The sequence below is a fragment of the Colwellia demingiae genome, assembly GCF_007954275.1.
Taxonomy (GTDB): Bacteria; Pseudomonadota; Gammaproteobacteria; order Enterobacterales; family Alteromonadaceae; genus Colwellia; species Colwellia demingiae.
Genome location: NZ_VOLT01000005.1, coordinates 458,531 through 469,614 on the forward strand (window position 1 = coordinate 458,531; position 11,084 = coordinate 469,614).

Annotated in this window: 12 protein-coding genes and 2 pseudogenes; 10 read left to right on the top strand and 4 right to left on the bottom strand. The window is 37.3% G+C overall.

The genetic code is table 11. The features are described 5' to 3' along the window. The first annotated feature begins 110 nt into the window (after nucleotides 1–110). The 6 genes from ESZ36_RS12540 to ESZ36_RS22915 all read left to right on the top strand — a co-directional run bounded on the left by ESZ36_RS12540 (nucleotide 111) and on the right by ESZ36_RS22915 (nucleotide 4,508). The gene (locus ESZ36_RS12540; RefSeq protein WP_170235836.1) at nucleotides 111–1,214 is read left to right on the top strand and encodes a glutathione S-transferase family protein; all 1,104 of its coding nucleotides are present in this window, start codon (nucleotides 111–113) and stop codon (nucleotides 1,212–1,214) included. A gap of 113 nt (nucleotides 1,215–1,327) precedes the next feature. Continuing rightward, nucleotides 1,328–3,133: an acyl-CoA dehydrogenase gene (locus ESZ36_RS12545; protein ID WP_146788375.1), complete on the top strand. Its 1,806-nt coding sequence runs from the start codon at nucleotides 1,328–1,330 to the stop codon at nucleotides 3,131–3,133. A gap of 60 nt (nucleotides 3,134–3,193) precedes the next feature. Then, the gene (locus tag ESZ36_RS12550) at nucleotides 3,194–3,652 is read left to right on the top strand and encodes a MaoC family dehydratase (RefSeq protein ID WP_146788377.1); all 459 of its coding nucleotides are present in this window, start codon (nucleotides 3,194–3,196) and stop codon (nucleotides 3,650–3,652) included. A 225-nt stretch (nucleotides 3,653–3,877) separates the two neighbouring features. Then, nucleotides 3,878–4,072, top strand: coding sequence for an SDR family NAD(P)-dependent oxidoreductase (locus ESZ36_RS23070; protein ID WP_281285042.1), 195 nt, complete (start codon nucleotides 3,878–3,880; stop codon nucleotides 4,070–4,072). 14 nt (nucleotides 4,073–4,086) lie between these two features. Continuing rightward, nucleotides 4,087–4,344, top strand: a complete 258-nt coding sequence (locus ESZ36_RS23075; RefSeq protein ID WP_281285043.1) for an SDR family NAD(P)-dependent oxidoreductase — start codon at nucleotides 4,087–4,089, stop codon at nucleotides 4,342–4,344. A 2-nt stretch (nucleotides 4,345–4,346) separates the two neighbouring features. Next, nucleotides 4,347–4,508 (top strand): hypothetical protein, encoded by a 162-nt coding sequence (locus ESZ36_RS22915; RefSeq protein ID WP_246129084.1) that lies wholly within the window; start codon nucleotides 4,347–4,349, stop codon nucleotides 4,506–4,508. Between the two features lie 38 nt (nucleotides 4,509–4,546). On the opposite strand, the gene ESZ36_RS23195 is transcribed toward ESZ36_RS22915, so the two are convergent. The 4 genes from ESZ36_RS23195 to ESZ36_RS12570 all read right to left on the bottom strand — a co-directional run bounded on the left by ESZ36_RS23195 (nucleotide 4,547) and on the right by ESZ36_RS12570 (nucleotide 8,506). Beyond that, nucleotides 4,547–4,999, bottom strand: a complete 453-nt coding sequence (locus ESZ36_RS23195; RefSeq protein WP_425457387.1) for an acyl-CoA dehydrogenase family protein — start codon at nucleotides 4,997–4,999, stop codon at nucleotides 4,547–4,549. Nucleotides 5,000–5,006: 7 nt separating this feature from the next. Next, nucleotides 5,007–5,285 (bottom strand): acyl-CoA dehydrogenase family protein, encoded by a 279-nt coding sequence (locus ESZ36_RS23200; protein WP_425457389.1) that lies wholly within the window; start codon nucleotides 5,283–5,285, stop codon nucleotides 5,007–5,009. Nucleotides 5,286–5,342: 57 nt separating this feature from the next. Beyond that, nucleotides 5,343–6,053 carry a histidine phosphatase family protein gene (locus ESZ36_RS12565; RefSeq protein ID WP_146788380.1) on the bottom strand — a complete coding sequence of 237 codons (711 nt, stop codon included), beginning with the start codon at nucleotides 6,051–6,053 and terminating at the stop codon, nucleotides 5,343–5,345. A 407-nt stretch (nucleotides 6,054–6,460) separates the two neighbouring features. Next, a complete protein-coding gene (locus tag ESZ36_RS12570) occupies nucleotides 6,461–8,506 on the bottom strand; it encodes an alkyl/aryl-sulfatase (RefSeq protein ID WP_146788382.1) in 2,046 nt (681 codons plus the stop codon). Between the two features lie 273 nt (nucleotides 8,507–8,779). Between ESZ36_RS12570 and ESZ36_RS12575 the strand changes: the two genes are divergently transcribed. From ESZ36_RS12575 to ESZ36_RS12585, 4 genes and pseudogenes are all read left to right on the top strand, one after another. Next, nucleotides 8,780–9,832 carry a GMC family oxidoreductase gene (locus ESZ36_RS12575; protein ID WP_246129085.1) on the top strand — a complete coding sequence of 351 codons (1,053 nt, stop codon included), beginning with the start codon at nucleotides 8,780–8,782 and terminating at the stop codon, nucleotides 9,830–9,832. Between the two features lie 30 nt (nucleotides 9,833–9,862). Beyond that, nucleotides 9,863–10,393, top strand: coding sequence for a GMC family oxidoreductase (locus tag ESZ36_RS22920; RefSeq protein WP_246129086.1), 531 nt, complete (start codon nucleotides 9,863–9,865; stop codon nucleotides 10,391–10,393). Nucleotides 10,394–10,600: 207 nt separating this feature from the next. After that, nucleotides 10,601–10,864, top strand: a pseudogene (locus tag ESZ36_RS12580) (transposase); the annotation flags it as partial. Between the two features lie 44 nt (nucleotides 10,865–10,908). After that, nucleotides 10,909–11,084 (top strand): annotated as a pseudogene (locus ESZ36_RS12585) (transposase); the annotation flags it as partial.

An 11,084-nucleotide genomic window follows, 5' to 3' on the forward strand; every position in this document is an offset into this window, starting at 1 on the left:
TATTTTAAAGATACGTACAAAGCGTAATATTAATGACTTAGTTTACTAGTCACTTAGTATTTATGTCGCATATTCAGAGCAATAAATATTTATTAAAGGCAACATATAAAATGAATTCACACTATACGCTTTACGGTTGGCAGCTATCTTATTTTGCCGGAAAAATCAGAGGTTACTTAAATTTCAAAGGTATTCCCTATACAGATAACAACGTTAATGCATTTAATCTTTTATATCGTATTCCAAAAAAGATCGGCGTTATGGTAATGCCCGTAGTTCGCGATGCTAAGGGAGATTGGCTTCAAGACAGCTCTATTATTATTGACGTATTAGAACAGAGATTTCCTAAGGACAGTGTTATCCCACATTCACCAAAACAAAGGGTGGCATCTAAATTACTTGAAGCATGGGCAGATGAATGGTGGATACCTATTGGATTACATTATCGTTGGTCATATCCTGAAAACTACCCGCTTTTTATTAATGATGCGAGTAAAGCGCTATTACCATATGTCCCTAATTTTATTCGTCGGCCCATGGCAAAAAAAATAGCAAAAAAAATGCATGATTTTTTACCTTCATCAGGTGTTCGTTCAAATCAAATAGAGATGATAGAGCGTTGGACCAATAAAGTGTTAGATATGCTTGAACAGCATTTTTCCTGCTATAAATTTTTATTTGGTGATAAGCCATCTATTGCTGACTTTGCTTTATTAGGCCCTCTATATGGTCATTTAAATCGAGATCCTGTCCCTAAACGTACGTTATTAGATACACGTCCAAACTTGCAACAATGGGTAGAGCGTACCCACTCAGGTGAAGGAAAAATGGGTGATTATTTAGCTAATGATGAAATTCCAGATTCAGTAATGGAAATATTAAACGTTATTGGTAGTGAGTTTATTCCCATGTCAAAAAGCATTGTTACTGAATTGAGAGCTTTCATCACAACACATCACTTAAAGAGTGGTGACAAACTTCCACGTAGTGTTGGCCAAGCACGTTGTTTTATGGATGGAGAACCCTTTTCACGAGCAGCAATGCCCTACACAGTATGGATGTTACAGCGTATTCAAAAAGAGTTTACTTCACTAGATAACCAGACTAAAAAACAAGTCGATGAATTTACCTGTACATTTATGAACGAGCCTTTTAGCGAGCTTGATTTAGGCCCTGCTCTTACGCGAAGAAATGTAGCAACACAGCTTAGTTAGTTAAATTTAAGGCCCTCTACAGATCCATCTGAAATAATTACACACAATGTATTGACACCTTATGTGTCATAAGTTTTAATGACTATCAATATATAGTTTTTTTGGAATACAGAATGTCTGCAAAAATGTTAAATGAACGTGATTTATCCTTCATGTTATACGAACTGTTTGACGTAGAAAAATTAATAACTCGAGAACGTTTTAAAGATCATGATAAAGAAAGTTTTAATGCTGCTGTTGACACAGCAAAAGTCATAGCGGAAAAATATTTTTTACCTATCCGAAAAAAAATAGATCAATGCGAACCAACATTCGATGGTAGCAAAGTAACAATGATCCCAGAAATAAAGCCCGCAATTGACTCTGTAATTCAAGCTGGTCTTGCAGCGCCCGCTTCTGACTACGATGCTGGAGGTATGCAACTACCAGAAATAGTCGCAAATACGGTTAACGCTTATCTAATCGCAGCAGCAAGCACAACCTTAGGCTATGTTGCGTTAACCAATGCTAACTGTAATCTTATTGAAGCACACGGCAGTGAAAAACAAATTAAAACCTGGGTCAAGCCCATGCGCGAAGGTCGCTTTATGGGCACTATGGCTATGACTGAACCAGAAGCAGGGTCAGGCTTAGCAGATTTAACCACTACCGCGATAAAACAAGATGATGATTATTATTTAATTAGCGGTAATAAAATTTTTATTTCAGGTGGAGATCATGAACTTAGCGATAATATTGTACACTTAGTTTTAGGCCGTGTTAAAGGTGCTCCTAAAGGAATTAAAGGTATCACTTTATTCATTGTCCCTAAGTACTTAGTCAATGATGACACTAGTCTAGGTCAACGTAATGATGTTAATTTAACCGGACTTTTCCATAAAATGGGTGGGCGCGGTCAAACGTCTACCGCATTAAATTTTGGTGAAAAAGGTGGTGCCATAGGTTATTTGGTGGGTGAAGAGAATATGGGACTCACTTACATGTTCCATATGATGAACGAAGCAAGAATTATGGTGGGAAGCAGTGCCGCAATCACGGCTATGACTGGCTACCAATATTCTTTAGATTACGCCAAAGAAAGACGACAAGGTCGATTACTGTCTTGTAAAGATCCAAAATCAACACCTGTAAACATTATTCAACATCCCGATGTTCGTCGAATGTTATTAACTCAAAAAGCCTATGCCGAAGGCGCTTGGTCGCTCTGTTTATTTGGTAGTTTATTATCTGACAATATAAAAACGGCAGAGAATAAAGAAGAGCGTCAACAAGCACAATTTCTACTGGATTTTCTAACCCCAATGATTAAAAGTTGGCCTTCAGAATGGGGACCAAAAGCTAATTCTCTTGCTATTCAAGTATTAGGGGGGCATGGGTATATTAACGAACACCCTGTAGAGATGTTCTATCGTGATAATAGGCTAAATCCCATCCATGAAGGCAGTACTGGCATACAGTCCCTTGATTTAATGACAAGAAAGATATCGACAAAGAACAGCGCAGGTTATATCGCTTTACTTCAACTAATGCAAAATACCATAGAAAAAGCGACAGGAATAAAGCAATTAGCGTCTTGTGCTAATGAATTAAACAATGCCATTGCTATCTTAGAGTTGACAACAAAAAAAGTACTCGACGCCAGCTCTGTAGAATGTGCTGACCTAGTCTTCTCAAACTCAGTAACTTATCTCGATATGTTTGGACATATTGTTATTTCATGGCTTTGGTTGAAACAAGGAATGAGTGCCATTATTGGACTCGCTAAAACACCTCACCAAGAAGATAAAGAATTTTATCTTGGTAAATTACAAGCAATGAAATTTTTCTATCGCATTGAATTACCTAAAACTTACTTATGGGCATCCATTGTAGAAAATATTGATGACACACATTTTGCTATGCAAGAAGCTTGGTTCTAAATCAGCTGTAGCAATAACTAATCACTATATAAGTAATAAAGAATTAGCCAGGAGTTAATAATGAAAACTTTAGCCAGATCTGAAATTCAAAGTATTGTTGGTAAGCCATTAGAAAGTACCGATTGGTTCACCGTCACTCAAAAACAAATTAACCAATTTTCCGACTGTACCCTTGACCATCAATTCATTCATGTAGATGTTGAAAAAGCCCAGAAAACACCGTTTGGCTCAACGATAACTCACGGATTTTTAAGCCTTTCTATGCTTTCATATTTTGCTGAATCATTCGCTGTTACTGTAGACACCATAATAATGAGCATTAATTACGGCTTCGATAAAGTCCGTTTTATTAACCCTGTGAAGGTTAATAGCCGCATAAGATGTCATGCTAAAACGATAGAGATCATCGAAAAAAAACCGGGACAGCTTATTTTTAAAACAGAAGTAACGATAGAGATTGAAGGTGAAGACAAACCAGCATTGACCGCACTATGGCTATCAATGCAAATAGTTAAGTAATACCAAACAAAGTGGTATTAGGTATATTCAAATAAAAAAGATGCAATTTATTTATAAATTTAAAAGAGAAAGATATGACTATTAGTTTTTAAGGTAAAGTTGCCAGGAAATGGTTTAGGTCGCAGCCATGCATTAGCACTTGCAGAACGTTGAGAAAAAGTTGTAATTAATGATTTAGGTGGCGCTCGAGATGGCAGTGGCGCTTCCTCAGAGGCCGCTGAAGAAGTGGTTAAGTTAATTATAAAGTCAGGAGGTGAAGCTTTTAGCCATGCTGCTAACGTGGCTAACTATGACGAAGTTCAAGATATGATTAAGAAAACAATGGAGAAGTGGGGCCGAGTTGATATTTTAATCAGCAATGCTGGTATTCTTCGTGATAAATTATTTTCCAAAATGGAACTTGATACTTTAACATGGTAACCAATGTACATCTAATGGGTTCAGTAATCTGCAGCAAAGCCGTTTGGCCTATTATGCGCGAACAGAACTATGGCCGTATTGTAATGAGCACTTCATCCAGTGGCATGTATGGTAATTTTGGTCAAAGTAACTACGGAGCTGCTACAATGGCGGTATTAGGTTTAATGAATACCTTGGTACTCGAAGGTGCAAAAAACAACATTCGTGTTAATGCCCTAGCGCCTACTGCCGCAACACGCATGACCGAAGACTTGATTCCTAAAAAATATTAACCTTGTTAACCCCCAAGTCAGTGACCGCTGCAGCGTTAGTGTTATGTGATGATGATACACCCAATCGTTATATTTTGTGTGCAGGAAGTGGTGGTTTTTCTAGTACTAAGTTGTTTGAAACCGAGGGTATATTCTTACCTGAAGCAGAACAAACACCTGAATAAGTACGTGCTCATTCGGATGAAATAAATAATACCCATAATCAACGTGAATTAGCTTCTGGTCCTAAACGCCCTTGAGCAACTTCAAAACCTTTACCCTCACCTTTAATTATGTTTTCCAAGGGTACTCTGTCATTTTCAAAAGTTATTTCTGAATGCCCTTCAGGCGCATCATCATACCCCATCACTTTCATTGGCCTAACTATAGTCACACACGGTGTATTCATAGGCACTAATACCATTGACTGTTGAATATAACGATTGGCATTGTCAGGGGCTGACTTACCTATAACAATCATAATTTCACACTGTTTACGTTGAGCGCCACTAATGTAAAACTTACGACCATTGATAACGTATTCATCACCATCACGTTCTATCAGTGTTTCAATGTTAGTCGCATCACTCGATGCTACATCAGGTTCTGTCATAGCGAATGCAGAACGTATGTCTGCGTTTAATAAACGCTCTAGCCATTTTTTCCTTCTGATCATCGCTACCTTACTTGGCGAGCACTTCCATATTACCCGTATCTGGCGCTGCACAATTAAACACCTCAGGCCCCCAATGAACATACCCCATAATTTCAGCAAGAGGGACATAGTCTAAGTTAGTTAACCTCGAACTGTATTTTCCATAAATAGTCGGCAAAAACAGGTTCCATAATCCGGCATCTCGGACTTTTTGTTGTAGTTCTTTCATTAATGGTGGTGTATTCCAACCATTAGTCTCTACTTGCTGATGCATTACTTCTTTGTTAGGAAACACATATTCGGCCATAAAGGCATTTAACTTCTCGACTAAGACTTGTACTTTGTCACTATATTTAAAATTAACTTATTTTCTTGTTATAAATTTACTGCCCGCAAGCTCTACATGGCTATAATTATTCACTGAATCCAACGTTACCTTATCTTTATTAAATAACAGTTTGGTTACGCTGGTATTCACTAATTGTTGATTGAGTGACATCATTTCTTTGTCGCCAATACCTAAAACGTGTGCGCAAATTGACGCAATTACTCCACCAGAAGTAAATATCATAATATTTTCAGCAGATTTACCTGTAGCATCTTGTTGTAAGTGAACTTGTTTGATTACGTCTTCGAGGGCTTTACTACAACGCTGTTTAAAAACAACAAAGGACTCTTTATAATCACTAAAATCGCCACTAAACCACCGTTTTAGTGCTTGAGTAAATTCAACAATAAAGGCCTTGTTAGGATTTTTTTGTAATTTCAAAAACTGGTTAAATTTACGTTGGTCAATCCAGTCAGGTTGATAACAGCTGAGTACGTCCATATGGTCAAATTCGTTAAAACCTAAGTGACTTGTTATAGACTGATATTGTTCTAAACCATTAAAGAAGTGCTCGGCGGTTTTCCCATGGCGTATCATGCCACCTGAATAATATAAATCTGGTTTAACCATGTTTTGCCAATGACGCCCTAAAATCACACTTTGTTCACAACCTAATGTTGAAAGTTGATCATATTCAGGTTTTCCCCATGACGCCTGCCCATGACGAATAAGATAAATACTAGCCATAATGCTTATTTCTCTAACTTCTTACTAAAGGACTTGACATAAAACTGGGTCATTTTTTTGCAAACCACGCAGGGAATAATCGCTGAAGCCGCCATAGATTTCGTTCTCTTTTATGGGGTAATAAATACAATTCATTATCCTCAACTTGACGAGCGATCATAGCCGCTATATCGTCAGCCGTGAGCGATGATTTTTCCATCATTTCAAAACTCGAAGGTTTCTAATGGCATATATTAAGTCATTACATTCATATTACAACTAAAATCACGACTTCCAGTACTGGCCTGAACAGTTTGATTGTCAGCCAGTAGTATCCCGAGTACGTCTTGGATAATACTGGCTAGCAGTTATGATGTAGTTGTCCAATAAACTCAACATCAGCGATAATTATCATAACCTTAGCTTTATTAAGGTGTCACAATATTAAAGGTACCCTGAGGTTTATCAATTAGACGTAAGAACGTTAACAAATCAAGTTTACTCCCTTCTATATTTAAGTCTTCGCCAAATAAAGTATCTTTTAAACCTGCGTCTCCCACAATTAAGTCAATAAAGAGTGGTTTAGTAATGTTTATGGTTGTACCCGCCTGCGTTGTTTCATTGGCTATTTTATGTCTTATCACTGAATTTTCTAGAATCAATAAATATTGTTGCTGTAAATCAGTAAAATTAACTTTGATGGTTAATGACTCACCCTCTGCTCTTATTCCATTTAAGTTTACAGCCATATTTTCAAAAAACTTATGAACGGGTGTTTGAAGTAAAACATTTTTTATTTCAGAGAGAGAGCGCCCTTTATCAGATACACCATGGCGAAGCTCATAAGCCCCGGATAAATAAAAATCTCTCCATGGCGCTGATTCAGCCATATAACCAAGTTGATCATACGTTTTAGCAAGTAATGCTTTTGCTTGTGAATGTTCAGGTTGGGCAAAGACAACTTGGTTCAGTAACTGAGCAATCCATCTATATTCTGCATTAACTTCTTCGGCGTTAAGCTCGTTAACCTTTTCAAATAATATACTAGCATTTTTATAAACTAATTCAGCACCACCCATTGCCGCTATGTAACGCTTTGCTGTTTCTTCTTCTGGTAATGGATCAAGCATTGCGGGGTTTGCAGTAAACCACCCCATATAAGCTTGATATACCGCTTTTACATTATGTTTTAGCGTGCCGTAATAGCCTCGATTTGAAAAAGACGTTTGAAGTGATTGAGGTAACACTAACATTTCGGCTATTTCGTTAGGCGTATGCCCCTCGTTCATTAAGCGAACGGTTTGATCATGGATATACTTATACGTATCTCGTTGCTGAATCATAAAGGACTGAATATTTTCTTGACCCCACACTGGCCAATGGTGACTACCAAAATATAATTCTGCCGTACTAAATTTATCTCTTGCTTGATCAATAAAAGCGCTCCATTGTGTTGCATTTCTCACCTTTGCACCTCGAAGTGTATAAAGGTTGTGCATGGTTTTTGATACAATTTCAGCGCCACAAAATGCTTTGTGTTCAGGTAAATAAAAAGTGAACTCTGCTGGTGCTTCTGAACCCGGTGTATACTGGAAAACAAATGGCACACCATCAATATTTAATTCATTGGTTGTATAATCTATCAGTGTCGTTGGCTCAATTAAGCCAAAAGTACCAAACGCAGGGCCTTTACCTAAACCTGAGCCGACATGCCCTCTTTCTGAGCGTGCTAAATGTTTACCATACATAAATTCAGATCTGCGACCCATGGCAATACCTGCAATCAGATTCTCACTTACCGCTTCTTCTAGAAAACCTTTAGGGGCTATTATTTGTAACGTGTTTTTTTCATCTTTACTAAGCATAGATAAAACACCGTCAATGCCACCAAAATGATCTATGTGGCTATGGGTAAATATAATTGCTTTAATGGGTTTTTTACCCAGATGTTGTTGAGCAAATGATAATGCTTTAATGGCTGTTTCTTTCGCGGTTAATGGATCAACAATAATCCAGCCATTATCACTTTCAATAATGGTCATATTAGCTAAATCATAATTTCTTAATTGATATATACCGTCTTGTAGTTTATATAATCCATGATTATTGTTTAACGACACTTGGCGCCATAAACTTGGATTTACACTACTAGGAGCATTGCCGTATTCGCCTTGATATTTTATAAAATTATACGCTGACATATCCCAAATAGTTGTATCATTTGGCCCTTTGATAACTAAATTGTCTTCGCCGGCAATAAAACCACGTTTAACATCATCAAAATCTTTTCGGTCATTAAAAGGTAATGTTGTTAATAAACTTTCATTCACTTTAATTGTTGCCGCTGTAGGAGCGGTATGCCCTTGCTCGTCCGCATCAACTTCGTATTGAACAGGATCAGAACAAGCACTCAACAAAGCTATTAAACTTAATACTTTACAAAAACGATAAGTAATCACAGATATATTTCTCATAGTAAATTTCACAATATCCCTTAACTAGGATCCCAACCAATACTAACTAATAACACGCAGTACAGTATTCTACTTAGTAAAAATATACTACTGACATACAGCGTGTCAATAGTGTCATCAAGAATAAACTTCACGTTACCTTATTTCCCAGTATTCTCTATAACTCTACTCTTTTCCTCAAATAGATTGATTATTTATTTACCAAAAATATATTGACACATGGAGCGCCACAATAAATACTACTGAAAAATAATAATAGTTGGATTTAAGACCATGGCGAATAAAATACATGATTATATCATCGTAGGAGCTGGTTCCGCCGGTTGTGTATTAGCAAATAGGCTCTCTGAAAATGGTAAGTACACTGTATGTATTCTTGAAGCGGGGCCTGTAGATAAAACGCCTTTTGCAAGCATACCTGCGGCTTTTGGTTACTTTATGTTTTCAAAAAAATATAATTGGTCTTATAACGCAAAACCTGAACCCAGCATTAGAAACGGAGCACCTATATTTGTCCCTAGAGGTAAAATGCTAGGTGGAAGCTCTTCAACTAATGCGATGTTATATATTCGGGGTCAAAAACAAGACTACGACCATTGGCAAAATTTAGGTAATGAGGGCTGGTCTTATGATGACATGCTTCCCTATTTTAAAAAATCTGAAACAAATACTCGAGGCGAAAGCCAATACCATGGCGGTAATGGCCCTTTACATGTGAGTGATGGAAATATTAATTTTCCTCTCAACAAGATATTTTTAAATGCTTCTGAAGAAGCGGGTTATAACATTACCGATGATTTTAATAATGGCTCTCAAGAAGGTGCTGGTTACTATCAATGTACCATAAAAGACGGTAAACGATGTAGTGCCGCTAAAGCATATTTAATTCCAACACTTGAAAGAAAAAATGTAACGGTAATTGTTGAAGCCTTAACCACTAAGGTTTTACTTGAAAATAAAAACGCTATCGGTATTGAATACGTAAAACGGGGTAAGCACTATACAATTAAAGCCAATAAAGAAGTCATCATATCCAGCGGGGCAATAAACTCACCGCAACTATTAATGTTATCGGGCATAGGTGACAAGCAACACCTTCAACAACATGATATTCACTGTATTCATCACTTACCCGGTGTTGGAAAAAACCTACAAGAACACGTAGATGCATGTGTACTTGTGAAAAGTAAGAAACGTGATGGTCTTAGTACTTCAGTAAGAGGATTGCTGCGAATGCTGCCTGAAACTATTAAATACTTCACCAAAAAACAGGGGAAGTTATCTAATACAATTACAGAGGCTGGTGCCTTTTTAAAGTCAAATTAGACCTGTGAACTACCTGATATTCAATTGCATATGGCGCCTTTATTATACGATGACAATGGTCGAGCAATTAAGCTTATGATGAACGAAGGTTATTCTTGTCATGTTTGCGTGTTACGTCCTAAAAGTACGGGTATGGTCACACTCAAGTCTGCCAATGCAATGGTTGCCCCTGAAATTGATTTTAATTTCTTTTCACACCCTGCTGATAAACAAATATTGATTGATGGTATCAAAGTGATTAGAAAAATTTTTGCTACATCTGCTTTTGATGAGCATAGAGGTGAAGAGATGCATCCAGGTGTTCAAGCACAAAGTGATGAAGATATTTTCATTAAATCTAAAGAACTATTAGGCACTGTTTTTCATCCCGTTGGTACATGCAAGATGGGTAATGACGATAATGCCGTGGTTAATCATCAATTACAGGTTTACGGCATTGAAAATTTGCGGGTGGTTGATGCGTCAATAATGCCGACTTTGATTAGCGGTAATACTAACGCACCCACCATGGCCATTGCAGAAAAAGCCGCAGATATGATTTTATCTTCAGCTCAGCTTTAAAAGTTAGGTCAAATTTAGAAAAAAGTTTAATAAAAAAACAATGTCCGCTCTTAATAAAGGTATTGAGTAAATGTAGAATAAATTCATAAAATATTTAAAATTTTTTACTGGTGTTATTAGGGTCTGTTGATCTTTCGTGATTAGATTTTGAACTAAAAAGGCAATCTCGTATAATTATTTCGCCAGAAATAGAAACACGAGATCACCATGCCCCGAACAATGCTTAACGATGAACACTGGTCAAAACTGAGCGTTATAATGCTCAAAGATAGAGTGTATGACAAGCCTACACACAGAAATACTATGGAAGGTATTTTATATCGAATGCGAACAGGTTGTCCTTGGCGTGATGTGCCGGAGTCGTTTGGTGATTGGAGTGCCATATATAGGCGCTTTAATTTATGGTCCAAAAAAGGTGTTTTAATGAGGATTTTCAGATCATTAAGGCATGAACCTGATCTAGAGTGGGAAACCTAACCGCTAGCCGTTGCTTATCTGATATTAGTAACGCCGCTGACTTTAAAAATGGGAGGCACTTAGCCGCTTGGATTGGCTTGGTTCCACATCAGTTTTCAACGGGAGGAAAGCCAAGGTTACTCGGTATAAGTAAACGAGGGAATAAAGGCCTACGAGAATTATTTATTCACGGTGCAAGAGCTGTGCTTGTAAGGCCAGAAAAGCTGTCGCTATC